Source organism: Hyalangium minutum, from assembly GCF_000737315.1.
GTDB lineage: Bacteria > Myxococcota > Myxococcia > Myxococcales > Myxococcaceae > Hyalangium > Hyalangium minutum.
Genome location: NZ_JMCB01000003.1, coordinates 798,217 through 820,334, shown reverse-complemented (window position 1 = coordinate 820,334; position 22,118 = coordinate 798,217). Strand labels below are relative to the sequence as shown.

Annotated in this window: 17 protein-coding genes; 10 read left to right on the top strand and 7 right to left on the bottom strand. The window is 67.2% G+C overall.

Annotated features, from left to right (window positions below; all coding sequences use genetic code 11):
- Positions 1-91: 91 nt before the first annotated feature.
- From DB31_RS09855 to DB31_RS09835, 5 genes are all read left to right on the top strand, one after another.
- Complete coding sequence (locus DB31_RS09855) at positions 92-1,672, top strand: adenylate/guanylate cyclase domain-containing protein (protein WP_420806683.1); 1,581 nt, start codon at positions 92-94, stop codon at positions 1,670-1,672.
- Entirely contained in the window at positions 1,669-3,789 is a 2,121-nt protein-coding gene (locus tag DB31_RS09850) for a serine/threonine-protein kinase (RefSeq protein ID WP_044185663.1), read from the top strand. Before DB31_RS09855 ends, DB31_RS09850 begins: the two co-directional genes overlap by 4 nt.
- Before the next feature lie 147 nt (positions 3,790-3,936).
- Positions 3,937-4,839 carry a hypothetical protein gene (locus DB31_RS09845; RefSeq protein WP_044185661.1) on the top strand — a complete coding sequence of 301 codons (903 nt, stop codon included), beginning with the start codon at positions 3,937-3,939 and terminating at the stop codon, positions 4,837-4,839.
- Between the two features lie 50 nt (positions 4,840-4,889).
- Complete coding sequence (locus DB31_RS09840) at positions 4,890-6,005, top strand: UTP--glucose-1-phosphate uridylyltransferase (RefSeq protein WP_044185659.1); 1,116 nt, start codon at positions 4,890-4,892, stop codon at positions 6,003-6,005.
- Positions 6,002-7,114 (top strand): M24 family metallopeptidase, encoded by a 1,113-nt coding sequence (locus DB31_RS09835; RefSeq protein WP_240486611.1) that lies wholly within the window; start codon positions 6,002-6,004, stop codon positions 7,112-7,114. The genes DB31_RS09840 and DB31_RS09835 overlap by 4 nt, the downstream gene beginning before the upstream one ends.
- A 95-nt stretch (positions 7,115-7,209) precedes the next feature.
- On the opposite strand, the gene galK is transcribed toward DB31_RS09835, so the two are convergent.
- Both galK and DB31_RS09825 read right to left on the bottom strand, forming a co-directional pair.
- Complete coding sequence (gene galK / locus DB31_RS09830) at positions 7,210-8,316, bottom strand: galactokinase (RefSeq protein WP_044185656.1); 1,107 nt, start codon at positions 8,314-8,316, stop codon at positions 7,210-7,212.
- 14 nt (positions 8,317-8,330) lie between these two features.
- On the bottom strand, positions 8,331-9,938 hold the full coding sequence (locus DB31_RS09825) for a family 43 glycosylhydrolase (protein WP_044185654.1): 1,608 nt from the start codon (positions 9,936-9,938) through the stop codon (positions 8,331-8,333).
- A gap of 319 nt (positions 9,939-10,257) precedes the next feature.
- On the opposite strand from DB31_RS09825, the gene DB31_RS09820 reads away from it, so the two are divergent.
- From DB31_RS09820 to DB31_RS09800, 5 genes are all read left to right on the top strand, one after another.
- Complete coding sequence (locus DB31_RS09820) at positions 10,258-12,093, top strand: glycoside hydrolase family 43 protein (RefSeq protein WP_075305928.1); 1,836 nt, start codon at positions 10,258-10,260, stop codon at positions 12,091-12,093.
- Positions 12,094-12,210: 117 nt separating this feature from the next.
- Positions 12,211-13,197, top strand: coding sequence for an ABC transporter substrate-binding protein (locus DB31_RS09815; RefSeq protein ID WP_205628484.1), 987 nt, complete (start codon positions 12,211-12,213; stop codon positions 13,195-13,197).
- Positions 13,187-14,713, top strand: coding sequence for a sugar ABC transporter ATP-binding protein (locus tag DB31_RS09810; RefSeq protein ID WP_044185646.1), 1,527 nt, complete (start codon positions 13,187-13,189; stop codon positions 14,711-14,713). The genes DB31_RS09815 and DB31_RS09810 overlap by 11 nt, the downstream gene beginning before the upstream one ends.
- Positions 14,703-15,686 (top strand): ABC transporter permease, encoded by a 984-nt coding sequence (locus DB31_RS09805; RefSeq protein WP_044185644.1) that lies wholly within the window; start codon positions 14,703-14,705, stop codon positions 15,684-15,686. Before DB31_RS09810 ends, DB31_RS09805 begins: the two co-directional genes overlap by 11 nt.
- Positions 15,683-16,645 carry an ABC transporter permease subunit gene (locus DB31_RS09800; RefSeq protein WP_044185642.1) on the top strand — a complete coding sequence of 321 codons (963 nt, stop codon included), beginning with the start codon at positions 15,683-15,685 and terminating at the stop codon, positions 16,643-16,645. Before DB31_RS09805 ends, DB31_RS09800 begins: the two co-directional genes overlap by 4 nt.
- 14 nt (positions 16,646-16,659) lie before the next feature.
- Here the strand turns inward: DB31_RS09800 and DB31_RS09795 are convergent, their stop codons facing one another.
- The 5 genes from DB31_RS09795 to DB31_RS09775 all read right to left on the bottom strand — a co-directional run bounded on the left by DB31_RS09795 (position 16,660) and on the right by DB31_RS09775 (position 22,112).
- Complete coding sequence (locus DB31_RS09795) at positions 16,660-17,763, bottom strand: Kelch repeat-containing protein (protein WP_044185640.1); 1,104 nt, start codon at positions 17,761-17,763, stop codon at positions 16,660-16,662.
- Positions 17,764-17,806: 43 nt separating this feature from the next.
- Positions 17,807-19,381: a sigma-54-dependent Fis family transcriptional regulator gene (locus DB31_RS09790; RefSeq protein WP_044185637.1), complete on the bottom strand. Its 1,575-nt coding sequence runs from the start codon at positions 19,379-19,381 to the stop codon at positions 17,807-17,809.
- A gap of 11 nt (positions 19,382-19,392) precedes the next feature.
- Entirely contained in the window at positions 19,393-20,232 is an 840-nt protein-coding gene (locus tag DB31_RS09785; protein WP_044185634.1) for an MBL fold metallo-hydrolase, read from the bottom strand.
- Between the two features lie 114 nt (positions 20,233-20,346).
- The gene (locus DB31_RS09780; protein ID WP_083968098.1) at positions 20,347-21,303 is read right to left on the bottom strand and encodes an MBL fold metallo-hydrolase; all 957 of its coding nucleotides are present in this window, start codon (positions 21,301-21,303) and stop codon (positions 20,347-20,349) included.
- Between the two features lie 347 nt (positions 21,304-21,650).
- Positions 21,651-22,112 (bottom strand): hypothetical protein, encoded by a 462-nt coding sequence (locus tag DB31_RS09775; protein ID WP_044185631.1) that lies wholly within the window; start codon positions 22,110-22,112, stop codon positions 21,651-21,653.
- Between the last annotated feature and the right edge of the window lie 6 nt (positions 22,113-22,118).

Below are 22,118 nucleotides of genomic sequence, written 5' to 3'. Positions count from 1 at the left end.
GTGTCCCACCGGTGAGGTCTGTCGCGTGACTCAAGCTTCTGTCCCTTCCCCGGCCCAGCCCAAGACCCTGCGCGGACCTCGCCTCACGGGCATGTTCGCGGATGGCACGCTCGGGGAGTTCCCGCTCGGGCCCAAGACGACGCTGGGCCGCCATCCGGCCAACACGCTGCGCCTGGTGGACCGCGAGGTCTCCAAGGAGCACGCCGTCATCGAACAGGCCGGGCGTGACTTCATCCTTCGAGACCTGAACTCCTCCAACGGCACCTTCGTGAACGGGCGCCGGGTGAAGGAGATGCGGCTGCGGGATGGGGATGAGATCTCCCTGGGCAGCTCCAAGTTCACCTTCCACGCGGGGGATGCGCCCTCGGTGCCGGCGGCGCCTGCCGGGGTGACGGTGGTGGCCAACCCGCGCTCGGTGCCGGCGTTCCTGGCGCAGATGGACCAGGGCCCGCAGAACTTCCGCCCCGCGGGCGAGCTGAGCGACATGGAGGCCCTGCGCCGCGACTACGAGAAGCTGCGCATCGCCCACGAGTTCCACCGTCAGGTGAGCCTGGCCAGCACGCAGCAAGAGCTGTTCGATCAGATCCTCGGGGTGGCGTTCGATCTGCTGCCCGCGGACAACGGCGTCATCCTCACGCCCCAGTCGGACGGCACCTTCGAGACCGAGGTGGTGCACCACCGCCAGGGCCGGGCGATGAATGTGGTGCTGTCGGACACGGTGCTGCGGCGCGTGGTGGAGACGGGCAAGGCGGTGCTCACCGCGGACGCCGTCATCGACGAGCGCTTCTCGGCCGCCGAGAGCATCGTGGCGCAGGGCATCCGCTCCGCCATGGCGGTGCCGCTGACCGTCAACGGCGCCATCAAGGCAGTGCTGTTCCTGGACAGCCGCCAGCGCATCAACGCCTTCTCCGAGAACGACCTGGCGATCCTCACGGGCATCGCCGCGCAGGCGGGTATCGCCCTGGAGAACGTGGCGCTGGCCGAGCAGATCCGCGCCGAGGCCATTACCCGTGCCGAGCTCAGCCGCTTCCTGTCCAAGGCGGTGGCGGACGCGGTGATCAAGGGTGAGACCGAGGGCTTGGCGCAGAGCAAGATGGCGGAAGTCTCGTGCCTGTTCGCGGACATCCGTGGCTTTACCACGCTGGCGGAGAACGAGTCTCCGCAGGCAGTGGTGGAGATGCTCAACGAGTTCTTCACCGCCATGGCCAACGTGGTGTTCCGCCACGAGGGCAACCTGGACAAGTTCATCGGCGACTGCGTGATGGCCGTGTGGGGCCCTCCGCTGACCCACCCGGACGATCCGGCGCGCGCGCTGCAGGCGGCGCTGGAGATGATGGACGCGGTGGACGAGCTGAACGAGAAGCGCAAGTCCCAGGGCAAGAAGCCCATCGAGGTGGGCATCGGCATCAACACCGGCCAGGCGGTCGTGGGCTACATGGGCAGCGTGGAGCGCCACGAGTTCACCGCCATTGGCGACACGGTGAACACGGCCTCGCGCCTGTGCGGCCTGGCCAAGTCCGGGGAGCTGCTGGCCACGGGGACGACGATCGAGAAGGCTGGGCCCGGGTTCTTCGCGCAAGAGCTCCCGGTGATGCAGGTGAAGGGCCGGGAGAAGGGTGTCAAGACGTTCCGAGTCACGGGCTCGGAGCGCACCGTTGTCCGTGACGCATGATCACCCAGGCTTGCCCCAACTGCGCGCGCACGCACGATGTGAGTGTGTACGTGAGCGGCCAGCGTCTGCTGTGCCGCTGCGGCATCCGCTTCGAGGTGCGCCGCAACGCCGTCTCCACGGTGGGCTCGCGTCCGACGATGCCTGAGATGGTGGCCATGCAGCTGCCCTCGGCCGGCGGTGGGGTTCCCTCGCCGCAAGAGGCGCTCCCGACGACGCCGGGCGGAGGCGTGGCGCCGCCGAGCGGGCCGCTGATGGTGGAGTTGGACGTCAGCTCGGCCACGGTGATGCGAGCCTCCGAGGTGGAGGAGTCGCCCCGGCGGTCCACGGAGGTGGACCTGGGCGGGACGTTCGTCTCGCAGGGCAAGGTGGAGCTGCCGGGCTACGAACTGCTCGAGGTGCTGGGGCGGGGAGGCATGGGCGAGGTGTGGCTGGCGCGCCAGCGGTCGCTGGAGCGCACGGTGGCGGTGAAGCTGCTGCCGCCGCGGCTGGCCAAGGATCCCGAGTTCGTCACGCGCTTCGAGAAGGAGGCCACGGCGCTGGCGGCGCTCAGCCACCCCAACATCATCCAGATCATCGATCGCGGGGTGGCGGGCGAGCACTACTACTTCGCCATGGAGTACGTGGAGGGCCGCTCCCTGCGCGAGCTGCTGGGGTTGAACCGGCCCTCGGCGCAGCAGGGACTGCGCGTCCTCCTGCAGGTGTCGCGCGCCATCGAGTACGCGCACGAGAAGGGGATCATCCACCGCGATCTGAAGCCGGAGAACATCCTGGTGGACGCCCGGGGCCACGCGAAGGTGGCGGACTTCGGGCTGGCGGGGATCCGGCGCCCGGACTCGCGGCTGAACCTCACGGCCACGGCGGTGGCCATGGGGACGCTCAACTACATGGCTCCCGAGCAGCGGCGGGATGCCAAGAACGTGGATGGGCGCGCGGATCTGTTCTCGCTGGGGGTCATGGCCTACGAGGTGCTCACTGGGGAGCTGCCGGTGGGCCGTTTTCGTATGCCCTCCGAGCGCGTGCAGGGGCTGGATCCGCGCGTGGATGAGGTGGTGGCCCGGCTGCTGGAGAATGAGCCGGATGCGCGCTACGCGACGGCGGGTGAGGTGTGCGCGGCACTCGAGGCGGTGCTGGGCGCTTCGGGCTCGGGGCCGGCACTGGCGCCCGGTTCTTCGCCGGGCGCGAAGCCTGAAAAGTCGGCGGCGAGCTCCGTGGCGAAGCGGCTCCACACGGGCTGGCGCAGCGTGCGCACGGGACTGTCCGTGGTGGGCGGGCTCATCCTCCTGGCTGCGGGCGTGCGCCTGGTGTTCGGGACGGTGGAGCTTCACGTGGGAGGCGGGGAGAAGGGCGGCATTACCATTGGCACGTCGGGCATCGCGGTGAAGCCCGGCAAGAAGCCGTGGCCCGCGAACACGGACACGGAGCTGTACGCCACCTCTCAACTGGAGAAGTCCGAGAAGGTGGAAGGGCTCTCCAAGCTGACGGTGGACTTCGTGCCGGGCGAGGAGGAGATGAACGCCTGGTCCGGCACGTGGCGCCTGGAGAAGGGGACGCTGCGCGTGCAGCAGGGCGGCAGCGAGCTGGGCCCCAAGGGTCGCTTTCTGCCTCGCACGTACGTGGCGCACCGATACTTCTCCAGTGACGACTTCACCGCCGAGGTGGAGATGGACGTGCGCTCGCTCGGGCCGGGCTACCTGGAAGAGCCCGATGCCCAGCACTTCGGCGAGCTGACGTACCGGATCAGGGATCTGCAGGTGTCCGCGTTCGCCATTCCGGACGTGGGCATGCGCCTGTCCTGGCGCTACATCCAAGAGGATGGCGAAGAGGTGGTGGGCAACAGCTCCCAGGACCTGGAAAACCTCACGGCGGACGAGATGCCGGTGCCCGCGAAGGGCCCCTTCAAAGTCCGCCTGCAGCTGAAGCGCAGGAAGAACGGCGTGATGGCGGAGGCGTTCGTGAACAACGTGCGCTTCGCCTACAAGATGCTGCACGGGCTGGAGGGGCGCGCCGGCAAGGTGGCCCTCGGCTGCCGCAACCTGGAGTGCAACTTCAGCCACCTGACGGTCCAGGGCATGCTGGTAGATCGGCCGAAGCGCAAGGTCGCCGGCGCCCAGGAGTGAACGGACCTCCCGCCCGGGAAGGTCCAGTGGGCGACGCCCCGAGCCCGGTCCGCTGCCCGGGTGCCCTTGCCGGGGACTTCGAGCATCCCCACCCTCGACGGGCAGGCGTGTGCCTGGGGCGGCACGCCTTCAGCTGCGGGGGATGGGATGGACGTCCGGATGATGCTGGGGCCGCTGTTCGGTGCGGCACTGATCGGGCTCGTGGGGGTGGCGTTCGCGTTTGGCCGTAAGGATGCGCATCAGTTCATGCCCCGCCTCCCGCTGGTCTGGTTCGGCCTCTTGGGGGCCGTCTTCCTGGCAATGGTCACCGACTCCGTGCCCGCGGCGCTGACAGTGTCCTCGGATGTGGCGGGCCGGGGCATGGGGCTCGGGCTGCTGGGGTTAGCGGCCGGGTTGGCGCTCCTGGGGTCACGGGCCCGGCTGCGTGCGGATGTGCTGAGGGGCTCGGCGCCGAAGAGCATTGATGAGGCCATCGCGGAACTGCGCGCGGGGCAAGAGCCCGGATGGGGTGTGTACCGGGGGCGGCTCGGGGCAAGTGAGCCGGTGACGTCTCCGGGCGGGGTGGTGTGCGCCTTCTATGAAGCGGAGCTGCGCGCCACGGGAGACCAGGGGCGCAAGGGTTCACTGATCTCGCAGGAGAAGGGGTATTCGCTGCTGATCACGGTGCGTGGTGAGAAGGCGGAGGCGGCGGTGAGCTTCTCTCCTTCCACGATGCTGGCGCCGGTGCGCGTGCTGCGGTGCCAGACGGATCCGCGGCTGGTGGAGCCGGAGGCCGGTGAGCTCGTTCAGGGCAAGCCGGTGGAGGAGGTGTTCTCCTACGAGCGCGTGGGGAAGCTCGGGGAGCCGTGCCTTGTGGTGGGCGCACTGCAGCGCGGGCCCGCGCCGGGCTCGTATGTTCTGCGCGGGAAGCAGGGGGGGCCGGCGATGCTGGTGCTCGGGACCGAGGGGACGGGCACGGGGCAGCAGTTGGCGCGCAGGGCCTGGGGGTTCTTCTCGGCGGCAGGGGCGCTCTCCGTGGCTGCGGCGTTCGTGCTCTCACGCACGCTCTGAGCCCGTAGAGGTTGAAGGCGTTCGGGCCGACGGCTAGTAAGCTCGCGCTCATGAATGAGACCGAAGGCTTCGACGCGGCGCGGTTCGAGAAGTTGGTGACTCGGCTCCGGGAGGAGGCCCAGCGCAAGGCTCCCACGGATCGTCCGGCGGAACCGCAGCCATTGGCTGCCACAGATCTCCAGTCCATGCCTCAGCCCGGGACACCGCTCCATGCGGAGTGCGTGCGGTTGGGGGAGGAGGCCCTACGGCGAGGAGAGGTTTCTGTCGTCATCCTGGTAGGAGGTGCGGCCACCCGCTTTGGTGGTGGAGTGAAGGCACTGTCGCCGGTCCTCGATGGGCGCACCTTCCTGGATCTGCGGATGGAGAACTTCCGGCAGGTGGGCGAGCGCTATGGCGCCACCGTGCCGGTGGCGATGATGACGTCGCCGTTGAGCCATGAGGCGATCGAGGACTTCGTCAAGCAGCACGGTTGGGAGAAGCAGGTGGTGCTGTTCCGCCAGCGGATGCTGCCGCGGCTGACGCCCAACTGGGAGCTGTTCCGGGGAGCGGACGGGCAGCTGTCCTTCGCGCCGTCGGGACACGGAGACTTCTTCCGGGCGCTTCGAGAGACGGGGGCGGGGGAGCAACTGCGCCGGAGAGGCGTGCGCCATGTGTTCTTCTCCAACGTCGACAACCTGGGAGCGACGCTGGATCCATTGATCATCGGGCTTCACGTGAAGCTGGCCTGCGAGATGACGGTGGAGGTGACGCCTCGGGCCAACACGCAGGGGACGCTGGATACGGGAGCGGCGCCGGTCCGCATCGGGAATCACCTCCAGCTCATCGAGCATGTCGACTCGAAGAAGCACGCGTTGATCTCGACGAACAACCTCGCGTTCACGCTGCAGGCGCTTCTGGAGAAGGAGATCGAGGTTCCCTACCGGATCGCGAAGAAGAAGGTGGAGGGGCAGGAGGTGCTGCAGATCGAGCAGATCACGGGAGAGGCGAGCACGTTGGTCGGAGCCGACGGGAAGCCGTTCCTCTCGGTGGCGTTCATCGAGGTGCCTCGGCAGGATGCGAAGACGTCCCGCTTCGAGCCGGTGAAGGCGCCCGAGGATCTGCAGCTCGTGGTTCCGCGGCTGCGCGAGCGGTTGCAGATGCCAGCCAAGGGAGGCGATTCGCAGTGAACTCGCTGAAGAAGCAGGAGGGAGGGGCGTCGGAGCTCGAGGTGAAGCTGGCGCGGGTGAGGGCCATCATGGAGCAGCACGGCCTGAGCGCGGTGCGGCTGCGAGGGGTGGACTGGTTCGCGTGGGCGACCTGTGGTGGGTCGAACGTGGTGCTGCTGGCGACGGACGCGGGGGTGGCCGAGGTGCTCATCACCCGTGCGTCGGCGTGGGTGTTGACGGACGCCATCGAGGCGGCGCGGATGGAGCAGGAGGAGGTGCCGCGGGGGCTGAGGGTGTGGTCGTGCCCATGGACGGAGCGCGGGCAGCGCGAGGCGTTCGTGGAGGAGAAGCGGGGAGGGGGCGTGGTGGCCTCGGATCGGCCTTCGGGGCAAGAGGTACCGCTGCCAGGGGAGCTGGTGGACGCGAGGCACTCCCTGCTTCCCCAGGAGCTGGAGCGGTACCGGGCGTTGGGGAGAGACGCGGCGGAGGCGATGACGGAGGTGCTGCGGGAAGCGAAGCCGGAGTGGACGGGCTGGCAGCTCGCGGGGGCTGGGGCCGAGGCGCTCTGGGCGAGGGGCATCCACCCGGCGTTGACGTTGGTGGGGGAGGAGCGGCGGCTGCCGTTGCACCGGCACGCGACAGCGAGTCATGAGCGGCTGGGAGCTCGAGCCATGCTGGTCTTCTGCGGGCGTCGGCACGGGCTGTTCGCGAACCTGACCCGGTTCGTCTACTTCCGGGAGCCGACAGCGGAGGAGCGCCGGTTGGCGGCGGACGTAGCGCGAGTCGAAGCAGCAGCCTTCCATGCATCGAGGGCCGGAGTGACCCTGGGGCAGGTCTACAGCGCGATGGTGGAGGCCTACCGAGCCAGTGGGCATCCGGGGGCGGAGGCGTACCACCATCAAGGGGGCTCGTGCGGTTACCTGTCGCGTGACGATGTGGCGGTGCCAGGGTCGAAGGTGGTGCTGCAGCCGAGCAACGCGATGGCCTGGAACCCGTCGTTGCCTGGGGCGAAGATCGAGGACACGGTGGTGCTGACGGAGGGAGGAGACCTGGAGATCCTCACGGTGGATCCGCGGTGGCCGACGTTCACCGTGGAGGGCCGAGCGAGGCCTGATCTGCTGGTGCGCTGAACGTCACCTGAGAGAGCGGGACGCCGGGGCGGGCGGACCCGTCAGCCGACGGGGGGACCCGCCCCGCAGCGAGGGACCCGCGACCTGTGGGTCCCTCAGCTGTGGGCCTGTGGAACGAGAACAGAGGGCCGCTGTCCCGAGCGTTTCGCGTAAATCTCAGCAATCCGAGCAGCCGCGTCGGAACCCGTGCCAGCCTTGGCCAGCATGACCACGGAGCCGCCAAAGCCACCGCCTGTAAGCCTCGCGCCGTAGACGTCCGCGTCCTCCTTGGCAATGTCCACGAGCAGATCGATCTCAGGGACTGAGACCTCGTAGTCGCGGCGCTGGGAGTCATGCGAGGCGTAGAAGAGATTTCCCAGGCGGTCGAGCTCCTCGGAGCGCAGGGCCTGGACGGCGGCAAGCACCCGGGCATTCTCCGTGACCACGTGACGAACGCGCTGGCCCAGCGGTGCTGGCAGTTTCTCGGCCCGGAGCAGATCCACCGTGGACAGATCCCGCAGCTGCTGGACTCCCAGAAGGGCCGCAGCTTGCTCGCACTCCGCGCGGCGGACGCGGTAGTCGCCCGCGGCGTGGTTGTGCGCCACCCCCGAGTTGATGACGATGGGATCCAGTGCGCGCGGCAAGGGCACCCGCTCGAAGCGCATGAGCCGGGTGTCGAGGAAGAGCGCCATCCCCTGGTCAGCAAGATGGACAGCCATCGGATCCATGATGCCCACGGGTGCGCCGACGAAGTCGTTCTCGACCTTCTGTCCCAGGATCGCGAGCGGAACGTCCTCCACCGGCAGCGAGAACAGCTCGCGCAGCGCCCGGAGGATGGCCACGTCCAGCGATGCACTCGAGGACAGCCCGCTCCCCAGCGGAACTTCCGACGAAATCCAGATCTCGAATCCCGTCAGCGCGTGGCCCTCGCGCTGGAGCACCTGTGTGACCCCCTTCACATAGTCGAGCCAGTGCTTTCCAACGGACTCCTGGCCCAGCTCGTACTCGAGGATCTCTCCGGACCGGCTCGTGTTCACGCTGAAGGCGCGCACTCGCTTGTCCGCGCGCCTCCGCAGCGCAACCTGCGTCTGCTGCGGGATGGCCATTGGCAGGACGTAGCCACCGTTGTAGTCGGTGTGCTCGCCGATCAGGTTCACCCGCCCGGGGGCCTCGGCTTCGACCTCCGGGGGATGTCCGAACAGATCCTGGAAGGAAGGGCTCACACAGCCCTTTTGGCCTATTCAGGGGTGATGCGCAACGAGTCGAAGCGGGCCGAAGCCCCCGCCGCACCGCCCACCGTGAGCGCCACGCGCACGGCGCGATCCCACGGCGGTAGGAACTCGCCGTTCTGATCGCCGCCCACGTTCGTCCACGTGCTCCCATCCGGGCTCACTGCGAACTGGAACAGGTAGCCCGTTCGTGCCGTCACTCGCAGGTGCAGCGTATCCCCCGCCGCCGGAGCATCCACGGTGGTGACCAGTTGCTGGGCGTTGCCCTGGCGGCGCCACAGCTCCACCTTGGGCCCACGCAGGGCGACGACGATGGCGTTCTCAGGATCGCCAAAAGCCGACAGCCCCGCCGCCGTCTCCGCTCCGAGCCCCGTCCGGTCCAGGATTGCCACGGCCGTGTAATTGCCCGAAGGGGAGGAGCGGGCCAGGACCCCGCCCATCATGTCCATGGCGCGATCGGCCGGAGGCGCCAGCGTCAGCACGCCGTTGGAGATGCTCGTCATCGGCTTGCGCCCGTTCGGCCACTGCCAGCCCTGCGTCATCATCTCCGTGGTGAACTCATCGCTCCAGGCTGGCGGCTTCGCCAGCACCTGCCCGCCCACGCCCCGTCGCGAGTTGATCGTCGGCCAGCCGTCCTCACCCCACGTGATCTGATCCAACACGCCCTGTCGGCCCGCGTACACGGAGTCCGTGACGCGATAGGCGTGGTACAGGAAGTAGTCCCGACCCAGCGTGTCCGTCACCACGCTGCCGTGGCCCGGGCACTTGAACGACTCGTTGTTCTTCATGATGGGGTTGAGCGGATTCTTCTCCCATCCGTCGAGCAGCTTCTTCGAGCGCGCCACACCCACTCCATAGTTGCAGCCCTTCCCGCAGCAGCCCGCGCCCGCGTAGAAGACGTAGAACCAGCCGTTGCGCTTGATGAGGTGCGGTCCCTCGATGAGCTGCCCCTCCCACGGCACGTCATTCATCAGGATGGCCTTCTTCTCGCCGACCAGCTGCGTGCCGTCCTCGGACAGGGGCTGCGCCCAGAAGGGCGTTGGCAATCCCCGGCTGTTCCCGTCCTCCTTCCATACCAGGTACAGCTTGTTGTTCTCGTCGCGGATCATCGCACCGTCGATCGAGCCCAGCTCCTGGCACACGAGCGGACCGCGATCGGTATACGGCCCCGAGACCGACGGAGCCGTCGCCACGCCTACGCACAGCGGCCCTCCCTTCTTCTTCGCCGTGTAGATAACGAAGGTGCGGCCCTGGTCGACCACCAGCTCCGGGGCCCAGTAGTTGGCCTCGGACCACTCCGGCGGCGTCTGGAAGATGTGGCCCACCTGCTCCCAGTTGAGCAGGTCTCTCGATTTCAGCAATGGGAACTGCGGCGCCCACTCCGACGACGTCGCCGACGCCCAGTACTCATCTCCTACGCGCACCACCGACGGATCCGCGTAGTCGCCGGGCAGCACCGGGTTCGTGATCTGCAGCGGAGGAGGCGGTGGGGGAGGCTGCTCGGGTGGATTCTCGACGGGGGGCTGCTTGTCTTCCGTGCAACTCGAAGCAGAGAGCGCTGCCAGCAGAGACAGCGAGAACAGGGCGGTGGAAAGCAATACGCGGCGTGCGCGCATAGGGCACCTCGGTTGGGGGGCGGCAGCCTACGGCGCCAAAGATTCAATGGTCAATCCAACCGAACCCATACAGGCAGTGTAAAAAGATGAGCCATGTTATGTCTTTGCGTCAATTTCTGTCGAGCAGCGAACATAAATCCTTGACGCAATGCATTGGACATGGGACCTGGGTCCAGGAAAATACGCGTCACGGCATGCAGGCTTGCGTTGTCGGCCTTGACACACTCTGTCTCCCTGTAAGACAAGTCCGCCCTACCGTTACATCGACCCAAAAGGGGAAGTGGACATGCGTTGGAGCCGGAGGGGAGCGCTGCTCCCAATGCTCGCATTGGTGTTCGCCACGGCCTGCGGGGAAGAAGAGAAGCCGCCCGAGAATCCCCCTCCCACGCCCGAGCCCACGCTTGTCGACCAGCGCTTTACCAACCCCCTGAAGCTCACCCTCCCCCCGAGCGGCCTGCTCGAGAACTGCGCCGATCCCACCGTCATCCGTGGGCAGCAGGAGGGGGATGCGAACTGGTACATGTACTGCACCTCCGATCCCCTGAATGATCAGGACAAGGATGCCGAGGGCAAATACAAACAACATCTCATTCCCATGCTGAAGTCGGCCAACCTGGTCGACTGGACCTACGTGGGAGACGCCTTCTCCGTGGTCCCGGATTGGGCAAAGGATTTCGCAAACCCTGACATGTGGGCGCCGGAGATCGTCTTCTTCGGTGGCAAATATTATCTGTATTACTCCATGGTGGAGATCCGGAACTCAGACCAGCAGATCGATCGCAGCGCCATCGGCGTCGCCACCAGCAACAGCCCGCTGGGACCGTGGACCCAGGCGGCAAAGCCTGCCGTGGAAACCCATGAGGCGCCCTGCTGTGGTGAGTCCAAGCGGTGGGTGATTGATCCCGAGGTGCTCATCACCGACACTGGAAAGAAATACATTTATTACGGGAGCTATTACGGCGGCATCTCGGTGCGTGAGCTCTCGGAGGATGGCCTGATCTCAGATCCCTACAGCCAGGTCGAGGTCACCGTCGCCAATCGCTACGAGGCCGCCAGTGTCATCAAACACGGCGACTACTATTACCTGCTGGCGTCCTCCGCGAATTGTTGCAATGGCCCGCTCACGGGCTACGGCGTCTTCGCCGGACGCTCCAAGGATCCCTGGGGGCCCTTTGTCGACCGCGAGGGCGTGCGTCTCACGACGAACCGCGTGGGCGGTACCCCAGTGCTGAGCATGAATGGCAACCGCTGGGTAGGGACGGGCCACAACACCCTCATCACGGACTTCGGTGGCCAGGACTGGGTCCTGTATCACGGCATCGACAAGAACAGCCCCTATCTGGCTCCCGACACGGGTGGGGGGATGCTCACCAAGCGCCAGGTGTTGATGGATGCGCTGGACTGGGTGGAGGAGTGGCCCGTGGTGCGCGGTGGCCAGGGCTCCTCGGACGCCGAGCAGGCCGCGCCCGCCGCGCTGACGGGCACCAAGAGCCGGTACGCGGTGTCCGTCGTGATGCAGGATGAGCCCGGAGCCATTATCCCCTCCGCCTCGGACGAGTTCGATGGCACCGCGCTCGATGGGAAGTGGAACTGGGTGCGCGCTCCGGCCGCTGACAAGTTCGCGGTAGCCAACGGCGCCTTCCGCTTCGACACGCAGGACGCAGACCTCTATGTGGACAGCGACAATGCCTCGATCCTCTGGGAGACGGCGCCCACGGGTAACTACCTCGTGGAGACGAAGCTCACGCTCGACCTGCCGCCGACCAGCTGCTGCTTCAACTACCGCCAGGCAGGGATTCTTCTGCACAGTGACGAGGACAACTACGTCAAGCTGAGCGAGGTCTCCTACTGGGAGACGCGGCAGATTGCTTTCGCCAAGGAGGTGGGCCCGGACGTGCCTGCCGGCTACCCGCGCTATGGCGAAACCTTTGGTGGCCCCGCGGAGGAGACGGTGTGGCTGCGGATCGCCCGGCGCATCGTGGGCCAGGAGGAGCACTTCACGGCGTACTCCAGTCGCAATGGCACCTCCTGGAGCCGCGCAGGGACGTGGACGCACAAACTGGGGACAGGCGCCAAGATGGGCCTGGTGTCGCTGGCGGGCCCTGGCTTCACCGCCACCTTCGACTATGTCCGCGTCTACGAGCTGAAGAACTAGTCCGCGGCGGGCCGCGAGTTGGCCCGCACACGGCGGATTGCATATAGAGCACTGGTTTTCATCGCACCCGGCGGCTCCCGTGAGGAGAGTTCGCCGTTCCCGTCTGGAGAGACCCCCATGAGATGGATGATCGCGGTTGCCCTGGTGGCGCTGGTTGGCTGTAGCAAGCAGTCCTCGGACAAGGCTGAGCAGCCCTCGGGTGGCTCCACCGCCGCGGCTCCCGCCGCTGAGAAGAAGCTCGTCGTCGGCTTCTCTCAAGTGGGCGCCGAGAGCGCCTGGCGCACGGCCGAGACCAAGTCCATCCAGGGCGAGGCCGCCAAGCGCGGCGTCGATCTGAAGTTCGCCGACGCCCAGGGCAAGCAGGCCCAGCAGATCCAGGCGCTCACCTCGTTCATCGCGCAGAAGGTGGACGCCATCGTGCTGGCCCCCGTCGTGGAGACCGGCTGGGACGCCGTCCTCCAGCAGGCCAAGGATGCCAACATTCCCGTGATCCTCGTGGACCGCGGCGTCAAGGTCAGCGACGACAGCCTCTACACCACGCTCATCGCCAGCGACTTCGTCGAGGAGGGCCGCATGGCCGCCGAGTGGCTCGCCAAGAAGACGAACGCCAAGGCCAACATCTACGAACTCCAGGGCACCACCGGCTCCGCCCCGGCCATCGACCGCAAGAAGGGCTTCGAGGAGATCCTCGCCAAGAACCCGGACATGAAGATCGTCAAGAGCCAGAGCGGCGACTTCACCCGCGCCAAGGGCAAGGAGGTCATGGAGGCCTTCATCAAGTCGGACGGCAAGAACATCCAGGCTGTCTATGCCCACAATGACGACATGGCCCTGGGCGCCATCCAGGCGCTCGAGGAGGCCGGCATGAACCCTGGTAAGGACGTCATCGTCATCTCCGTGGACGCCGTGAAGGCCGCCTTCGAGGCCATGGTCGCCGGTAAGCTCAACGCCACCGTCGAGTGCAACCCGCTGATGGGGCCCCTCGTGTTCGACACGATCGACCGCGTCCGCAAGGGCGAGAAGCTCCCCAAGTTCATCCAGAACAAGGACCAGCTCTTCGAGCAGGCCAACGCCGCGCAGGTTATCGGCACTCGTGAGTACTGAGCCGCTCCTCGTCGTTCGAGGCGTTCAGAAGCGCTTCCCCGGGGTCCACGCCCTCGCCGGTGTGGACCTCGATGTTCGTGCGGGCGAAGTACACGCCCTCATGGGGCAGAACGGCGCCGGCAAGTCGACGCTGATCAAGCTCCTCACCGGGGTCTACCCGCGCGACGGCGGGACGATCACCTTCGAGGGCAAGGACTTTCGGCCTACCTCTCCAGGGGATGCCCAGAAGAAGGGCATGAGCACCATCTACCAGGAGCTCAACCTCATCCCCACGCTGACGGTGGCGGAGAACCTGTTCCTCGGCCGCGCGCCCCGGAAGTGGTTCGGCATCGACTGGCACGCCATGCGCCGCAAGGCCGAGGAGATCCTCGGCACCTTCGATCTGAAGGTGCCGGTGGATCAGCCGCTGGGCACCATGTCTGCTGCCGTGCAGCAACTGGTGGCCATTGCCCGCGCGGTGCAGACCGAGGCCCGCCTCATCATCATGGACGAGCCCACCTCGAGCCTGGACAGCCACGAGACCGAGGTGCTGCTCGGCATCATCGAGAGGCTCAAGGCGCGCGGTCTGGGCATCATCTTCGTCACCCACTTCATCGAGCAGGTGTACCGCGTCAGCGACCGGATCACCGTGCTGCGCAACGGCACGCTCGTGGGGACGTATGAGGCCTCGAAGCTGTCGCGCCTGGAGATGGTCTCCCAGATGCTCGGCAAGGTCCCCGAAGAGGTGGAGCCGGCGCTTCACGGCAGCCCCGAGAGCAAGGGCCCCGCCGTCGTCACCGCTCAGGGGCTGGGCCGCCGGGGCGTGGAGCCCTTTGATCTGACGGTGCACGCAGGTGAGGTGGTCGGGTTCGCGGGCTTGCTGGGCTCGGGGCGCACGGAGGCGGCTCGGCTGCTCTTTGGCGCCGATCATCCAACCCGCGGCACGGTGAACGGCTTTCAGCCCAAGAGCCCCCGTCAGGCCATCGATCAGGGCATGGCGTTCCTCCCCGAGGACCGCAAGGCGGACGGGATCATCCCCGACATGTCCGTGCGGGAGAACATCGCGCTGGTGGTGCAGCGCAAGCTGGGCTTCACCGTGTCCCGGGCGCAGCAGGAGAAGATCGCTCAGGAGTTCGTGACGAAGCTCGGCATCAAGACGCCCTCGGTGGAGCAGCCGGTGCGCCTGCTCAGCGGCGGCAACCAGCAGAAGGTCATCCTCGCTCGGTGGCTCGCGTACGAGCCTCGGTTCCTCATCCTGGATGAGCCGACCCGCGGCATCGACGTGGGCGCTAAGGGCGAGATCGAGCGCGTCATCCACCAGCTGTCTCAGAAGGGGCTCGCGGTGCTGTTCATCTCCGCCGCACTGGAGGAGGTGCTCCGGATCTCCCACCGCATCGCCGTCTTCCGCGATCGCAAGAAAGTGGGGGAGCTGTCCCGCACGACGCTGCCCGAGGTCATGAAGGTGATCGCCGGTGAAGAGCCGCAGCCCTCGGCCGACGCCTCGAAGAGCGCTGGGGAGGAGCGCAATGCGTCCTAAGAACTTCTGGCCATGGGTGGCGCTGGCGGCCCTGCTCGTCTTCAACTTGATCTTCACTCCGGGCTTCGCACGCATCGAGCTGCGGGACGGCCGTCTCTTCGGCACCGTGGTGGACATCTTCCAGAACGGCGCCCCCGTCATGCTGCTGGCAGTCGGGATGACGCTGGTCATTGCGCTGGGCGGCATCGACCTGTCGGTGGGCTCGGTGATGGCGCTCTCGGGAGCGATCGCGGCGCTCTTGATGACAGAGCATGGACAGGCTGTGCCCACGGGCATCGTGGCCGCGCTGGCCGTGGCCCTGGCCGTTGGCGCCCTGAACGGAGCGCTCGTCACGTTCGCGGGGATCCAGCCGATCATCGTCACGTTGGTGACGCTGGTGATGGGGCGCGGACTGGCCCAGACGTTTACCCACGATCAGAAAATCAGCTTCGAGATTCCCACCTTCGAGTTCATCGGCAACGGCACCGTGCTGGGCCTGCCTTTCCCGGCGCTCGTGGTTGCTGGGGTTGCACTGTGCGTTGGGCTGCTGCTGCGAAAGACCTCGACGGGCTTGTACATCGAGGCGATGGGCGGCAACCCGCAGGCGGCCCGGCTCTGTGGCGTGCGGGTCCATGTCATCCGGATTCTCGCCTTCATGGCGTGCTCCCTGTGCGCGGGCATGGCTGGGCTCATCGCGGCGGCTGACATCAAGGAGGCTGATGTCGCCAACGCTGGGCTCTACCTGGAACTGGATGCCATCCTCGCCGTAGTGCTCGGGGGGACCAGCCTCACAGGCGGCCGGGCCAACCTCATGGGCTCGTTGATTGGCGCGGTGTTCATCCAGACGCTCACCGTCATGCTCCAGATGCGCGGTGTCATTACTGAGCACACGCTCATCATCAAGGCCATCGTGGCGCTCGCGGTCTGCTACATGCAGACGCCTGCGTTCGAGAAGCTGATGCAGCGCGTGCGGCCAGCGGAGGCCAAGGCGTGAACTTCCTTCGCAAGCACATCACGGTCATGGCGGGGGTGGTGGCGTACCTGCTCCTCTATGCCATCGCGGCCGCGCGGTATGACGGCTTCGCCTCGCTCCCGGTCTTCATCAACTTCCTGTCCAACAACGCGGTGCTTGGCATCGTCGCGGTGGGTATGACCTTCGTCATTCTCTCCGGCGGGATCGATCTGTCCGTCGGCGCGGTCATGTCCTTCTCCAGTGTGCTGATCGGTGTCCTCATCATGGACCACCACTGGAGCGTGTTCGCCGCGATTGGGGCCGCGGTCGCGTGCGGATCTCTCCTGGGCGCGATCATGGGCGCCGTCATTCACCGGACGGGCATCAAGCCGTTCATCGTCACGCTGGCAGGCATGTTCTTCGTGCGCGGCCTCGCGTTCATCATCCACCTGGAGTCCATCGCCATCTCGGACAAGGCCCACACCGCGATCGCCATCACGCGCGTGGGACCGCTGCCTATCACGGCGCTCCTGCTGCTGGGCTTCGTCGCAGCGGGGTGGTTTGTCGCGGTGTTCACGCCGTTCGGCCGGAACGTCTACGCGCTCGGGGGCAGTGAGGAGGCCTCGCTGCTGATGGGGCTCCCCGTCCAGAGCACGAAGATCGCTGTCTATGCGCTGAGCGGGTTCTGTGCGTCCTTCGCCGGGGCTGCGCTGACGTTCTACCTCTCCAGCGGGAGCCACCTGGAAGGCGTGGGCATGGAACTGGATGCCATCGCTACGGTGGTGATTGGCGGGACGCTGCTGGCGGGTGGAGTGGGATCGGTGTTCGGCACGCTGATCGGCGTGCTGATGCTGGGCCTCATTCTCACGTCCATCACGACCTATGAGGGCATGACGAGCTCGGGGATGACCCGGGTCGCCATCGGCGCGCTCCTGCTCATGTTCGTGCTGCTGCAGAAGGTGCTGATGCGGCGGTTCGTCGGGGTAGGGCGGGCCACGTAGCTCCGCCCTGGACTTCACCCGCCGGGGCTCCACAGCTCCCAGGTTGTCTCGAGTGCCTCCGGGGTTGGCCGGGAGGTCCCCACCACCAGGAAGGTGTCTCCGTCCATGGGGACGAGCAGATGGCCCGCACGCCCGATGGCCAGAGGTGCGCCTGGGGACCAGGTGCCCTTCTGAGGATCCCAGAGCTCCGTAGCCGTCGTGGCGTCCGATGCGTTCCCCGCGAGTCCTCCTGACACCACGGCTCTCCCATCGGGCAGGGCGGTCAGGGTGAAGCTGGAGCGGGGCAGGGAGAGCGCCCCCGTGCGGCTCCATTGCTCGGTGCGGGGATCCCACAGCTCGGCGCTCGTCTGCAGGTGTCCCTTGTGCCAGCCGCCGACCACGAGCACTCGCCCATCAGCGAGCGTGATGCCTTGGTGGTCATCGCGTGGCTCCAGCAGGGATCCCGGTGCTGTCCGCCAAGTGCGGCTCTCGAGGCTCCAGACCTCGGTGCTTTGGGCCAGGGGTGGCGCGATGTGGACGCCTTCGTAGATCGCGAAGCCCATGCCGTTGTCCCGGCCGCCCGCGATGAGGACGTGGTTCTGGGTGACGCACACCGGACCCACGTGGAAGATGCGCACCGTCTGGCCCGCGGGCTCCCAGGCCTTGGCTCCGGGACGCAGCAGCTCGGCGCGCGTGCCGCGCTCCATGTCATTGTCGAAGTCCGAGCCCAGCACCATCACCGAGCCATCGGGCAACGTCACGGCGACTGGCCGCCCACGCTCCCCAGCCAGTGGAGGCCCTTCCCGGAACTGACGGGTCTCCGGCTCCCAGAAGACGGTGCTCGCCAGCTCTCCATTCTGGGAGCGTCCTCCGATGAGCAACGCGCGCCCGTCCGGCAGGGATACCGCCGCGTGGCTTTGACGAGGCGAAGGCATGAGAGGGAGGGAAACCCATTCCTTCCGGGTGGCGTCGAAGAACGCCGCTTCCGCCATCGTCTGGGGCCGAGTTCCGCCTCCATCCGGTTGCCACGCCTGGCCTCCGGCCAGGAGCGCACCGCCACGGACCGCCGTCAGGGTGAAGTCATCGAGCCAGATGCCGGAGTAGGGGGCGCGTCCACGAGGAGCGGAAGGCTGGGGCATGCCCTCATCGTAATCCGTGGAGGCCTGTCCCTTCGTCCGGGAATCACGCCTCGTCGGCGAATCCGTACTCCTTCAGCTTACGCGCCAACGTGTTGCGGCCGATCTCCAGCACCTTCGCCGCCGCCGTGCGGTTGCCCTTCACTGACTCCAGCACTCGCAGGATGTGGTGTCGCTCCACCTCCGCCAGCGGGAGCAGGCCCGCGGGGTTCGCAGACACCGTGGGCTCCGTGCTCCCAGTGGCTGGCGCCGGTGCACCCCGGTCCACCGTGGGCAACGGCAGGTGCTCCTCGAGGATCTCTCCCTCGCACAGCACCACCGCGCTCTCGACGCAGTTCTCCAGCTCGCGCACGTTGCCCGGCCAGCGGTACGTCTTCAGCCGCTCCAGCGCCGCCGCGCTCAGCCTCGGCGTCTCCAGCCGGTGGCGCTTCGCCGCCGTCGCCACGAAGTGCCGCGCCAGACGCTCGATGTCCTCGCCCCCGCGCTCGCGCAGCGGCGGCAGCACCATCTCCACCACCTTGATGCGGTAGTAGAGGTCCTCGCGGAACTTTCCCTCGGACACCATCTTCATCAGATCGCGGTTCGTCGCCGCCACGATCCGCACGTCCACCTTGACGGTCTGCGTGCCGCCCACGCGCTCGAACTCGCGATCCTGCAGCACCCGCAGCAGCTTGCCCTGCACAGGCAACGGCAGCTCGCCGAGCTCGTCGATGAACACCGTGCCGCTGTCCGCCGCCTCGAACTTGCCCGGCACTCGGTGGTCCGCCCCCGTGTATGCCCCCTTCTCGTGGCCGAACAGCTCGTTCTCGATCAGCGTCGCCGGCAGCGCAGCGCAGTCCACCTTCACGAACGGCTTGTCCCGCCGCGGCCCGTTCACGTGGATCGCTCGCGCGAACAGCTCCTTGCCGCAGCCGCTCTCGCCGCGCAGCAGCACCGTTGCGTCCGTCGGCGCCGCCTTCTGCACCAGCCGGTAGATCGACTTCAGCTGCGGGCTCTCGCCGATGATGCGGTTGAAGAAGTACCCGACCGGCGCCTGCGGCTGATCCTTCGCCCGCTTCAGCTCCTGGTAGAGGCTCGTGCTCTGCAGCGCCGTGCCCACCTGGCCGGCGATGACCGTCAGCCGCTCGATGTCCTCTTCCGTGAAGCGCTCGGCCCCGCGCTTGTTCAGCACCTGGAGCACGCCGTAGATGGCGCCCTCCGTGTCCCGTAGCGGCACCGCCAGCAGGCTCGTCGTCCGGTAGCCCGTCATCCGGTCGATGTCCGCGAAGAACAGCCGCTCGCCTCGCGGCTCCGGCACGTTCACGGACTCGCCGGCCTGCGCCACGTGGCCCGCCACGCCCTGGCCCAGCTTCACGCGGATCTGCGACACCTCCGGCAGGTGCGCGGCTCGTGAGAACAGCTCGCCGCGAGCGGGATCCAGGAGCCAGAGCGTGCCTCGGTCGGCCTGCATCGTGATGGCGATGCGGTCGACCAGCGTCTGGAGGAACGCGTCCAGGTCGACCTCTCGCCCGACGAGGCTCCCAACCGAGAGCAGTACCTGGCTGACGTCCGAAGGCTGGGGCATGGTGGGCAACGGCGGCAGAACGAACGCCGTGCCGCCACCATAGCATTCGTAGAGCATCGCGCCGCCTCCTACGCGTTCGCGGCCGCCCCGAACAGGATGCGCTTCCCCTCGCGGGCCGGCTCGGTGGCGAAGAAGTGGTTACGCGCCTCCTCGGCCATGTTCTCCACCAGGTCGTCGTTGTGCGCCGGATCATGGTGGAACAGCAGCAGCCGCTTGGCGTCCACCGCCTTGGCCACCTGCGCCGCGTCCACCATCGTCGAGTGCCCCCAGCCCTTCTTCGGGATGCCGATCTTCCCCGAGTACTCGTCCGGCGTGTACTGCGCGTCCAGGCAGAGCGCGTCCGCGCCCTCGAGCAGCCGCCCCACGTCCGGCGTCAGCTGGTCGCGCGCCAGCTCCACGTCCGTGGCGTACACGAACGAGTGCCCATCCGCCTCGATGCGGTACGCCAGGCAGCCCTGCGGGTGCGGCACGTCGATGGGCGTCACCCGGAACGGGCCCGTCTCGATCGTCTTGCCGTGCAGCGCCGAGCCGAACGTCATCTTCGAGCGCAGGATGGACAGCGGCACCGGGAAGTGGGGCGGCTCCATCTGCTTGGACAGCACGCTCTCCAGCGCTTGGCCCCCGTTGGCGCCCGGGCCGTACATGGTCAGCTCGGTGGAGGCCAGGTACGCGGGCGTGAAGAAGGGGAAGCCCTGCACGTGATCCCAGTGCAGGTGCGAGAAGAACATCGTCGCTTTCTGCGGAGGGCCCTCCTTCATCATGTGCTCGCCCAGCGCGCGGATGCCCGTGCCCGCATCCAGGATGAGCCGGTGCCCCTGGCTCGTCACCTCCACGCACGCCGTGTTGCCACCGATCCGCGACCCCGACACCGCGATGCTGCCCCGAACACCGAAGAACCGGACTTCCATGGCGACCCTCCTCAGATTTGCCCGCGAACCGTGACGCTTCGCTGACGGATTCGTGTAAACCGCTGACGTCCTGGCGTAAGAGCACGAGGGATGCCAGAAGCTAAGCGGTTGAAATCACGAGGGGCGGAGTGGGGTTGCACCGTCCCAGTGCACCAGAGTGGATCGCTCTGGATCAGGACGTACGCGCCATTCCGGAACATCTGGGCTGGCCTGGAAGTCTGCTTTCTTGACAGGCGAGGGGGAGCTCGGCCCGAGGAAGATGCGCTGGCCCTCGCGCGCGGGCTCCGAGGCCGCGAAGGTGTTGCAGGCCTCCTGCGCCATGCGCTCCACCATGCTGTCGCTGTGCGAGGGCTCATGGTGGAAGAGCAGCAGCCGCCGCGCGCCCACGGCCTTGGCCACCTGCGCCGCGTCCACCATGGTCGAGTGGCCCCAGCCTTTCTTCGGAATGCCGATGCGGCCCTCGTACTCGTCCGGGGTGTACTGGGCGTCGAGGCACAGCACGTCGGCGCCCTCGAGGTACCGTGCCACCTCCCACGGGAGCGAGGCGGCGGAGAGCTCGACATCCGTGGCGTAGACGAAGACGTGGCCGTCGGCCTCGATGCGGTAGGCCAGGCAGCCCTGCGGGTGTGGCACCTCGAAGGGCGTGACGAGGAACGGGCCGACTGGGATGGGGCGGCCGTGCCTCGCCGAGGCGAACGTCATCTTCGAGTGCATGGCGGACAGCCTCACTGGGAAATGAGGTGGCTCCATCTGCTGGGCGAGCACCCGCTGGGCGTCCAGCGCTCCCGTGGGCCCCGGGCCGTAGAGCGTGAGCTCCGTGCCAGGCTTGTACGCGGGCGTGAAGAAGGGGAAGCCCTGCACGTGATCCCAGTGGAAGTGGGAGAAGAAGAGGGTGGCTCTGGGATTGCGGCCCTCGCGCATCCATTGCTCGCCGAGCGCGCGGATGCCGGTGCCAGCATCCAGGATGAGGCGGTGACCCTGACTGGTGACTTCGACGCAGGCGGTGTTGCCGCCAATGCGTGAGCCTGAGACAGCGATGCTGCCTCGGACTCCGAAAAACTGGACCTCCATGACGGTAGTGACTCCTCAGGTGGTCAGCGCGCTCCGGCCGAGCGCCTGACGCGACGAGTCAAAGGCATGAGGAGTGCCAACCCGTAACGCACCGGAATGAGGCAGCGTCACCTGCGAGGATGCGAGGCGGCGCACCGTTCTGGCGCGATCAGGAATGGAGCGAGCGAGCCGCCCTGGAGCAGCGCGATCCGGTCCATGAAGAAACCTGCTGGGTCACGTGACCCCAAAACGCGGACTCCGCCTGAGAGATCACTCGGTTGAGTGATTTCCCAAGCGGAGCCGGGGTGCTTCAGGTGAACTTCCACGGGCGCGGGTTCAGAGTCCCTCGCCAGCGCCCATGGGGAGCATCAGTTACCAGCGCGCATCAGGTCGGCGATCTTGAAGGCCGCGAACTGACCCAGGTTGTAGCGGTCGCCCTGCGCGGCAGGCGACGTGTCGCCCTGGCGCGAGCCCATCAGGCCCTTGACCACGTCCAGGATGCCGCCCGAGCTGCCCGCCTGCGAGCCCAGGCCGATGACGGAGCCGAGGCCCGTCTTGCTCAGGAGCGAGCCAGCCTGGCCCAGGAGGCCGCCACCGAGGTTGCCCACGAGGCCGCCGATGATGCCCTTGAGGCCGCCACCGTTCAGAACGCCGTTCGCGATGCCGACGACCTTCGCGGCGCCCGCGATGAAGGGCCCAACGCCCGGGATGAACGAAGCGATCTTGCCGAGGGGACCATTCAGGATCCCGTTCGCGAAACCGACCGCCTTCTTCGCGAACTCGCCGACCTTCTTGAACGCATTGCCGATGCCCTTGACGACCTTGCCCATGGCTAA

Coding starts and splice junctions, on each gene's coding strand:
- DB31_RS09785 (WP_044185634.1), bottom strand. CDS start 20,232: ATGGAAGTCCGGTTCTTCGGTGTTCGGGGCAGCATCGCGGTGTCGGGG.
- DB31_RS09780 (WP_083968098.1), bottom strand. CDS start 21,303: ATGGAGGTCCAGTTTTTCGGAGTCCGAGGCAGCATCGCTGTCTCAGGC.
- DB31_RS09775 (WP_044185631.1), bottom strand. CDS start 22,112: ATGGGCAAGGTCGTCAAGGGCATCGGCAATGCGTTCAAGAAGGTCGGC.
- DB31_RS09850 (WP_044185663.1), top strand. CDS start 1,669: ATGATCACCCAGGCTTGCCCCAACTGCGCGCGCACGCACGATGTGAGT.
- DB31_RS09820 (WP_075305928.1), top strand. CDS start 10,258: ATGCTCGCATTGGTGTTCGCCACGGCCTGCGGGGAAGAAGAGAAGCCG.
- DB31_RS09825 (WP_044185654.1), bottom strand. CDS start 9,938: ATGCGCGCACGCCGCGTATTGCTTTCCACCGCCCTGTTCTCGCTGTCT.
- DB31_RS09805 (WP_044185644.1), top strand. CDS start 14,703: ATGCGTCCTAAGAACTTCTGGCCATGGGTGGCGCTGGCGGCCCTGCTC.
- DB31_RS09840 (WP_044185659.1), top strand. CDS start 4,890: ATGAATGAGACCGAAGGCTTCGACGCGGCGCGGTTCGAGAAGTTGGTG.
- DB31_RS09845 (WP_044185661.1), top strand. CDS start 3,937: ATGGACGTCCGGATGATGCTGGGGCCGCTGTTCGGTGCGGCACTGATC.
- DB31_RS09855 (WP_420806683.1), top strand. CDS start 92: ATGTTCGCGGATGGCACGCTCGGGGAGTTCCCGCTCGGGCCCAAGACG.
- DB31_RS09815 (WP_205628484.1), top strand. CDS start 12,211: ATGAGATGGATGATCGCGGTTGCCCTGGTGGCGCTGGTTGGCTGTAGC.
- DB31_RS09790 (WP_044185637.1), bottom strand. CDS start 19,381: ATGCTCTACGAATGCTATGGTGGCGGCACGGCGTTCGTTCTGCCGCCG.
- DB31_RS09795 (WP_044185640.1), bottom strand. CDS start 17,763: ATGCCCCAGCCTTCCGCTCCTCGTGGACGCGCCCCCTACTCCGGCATC.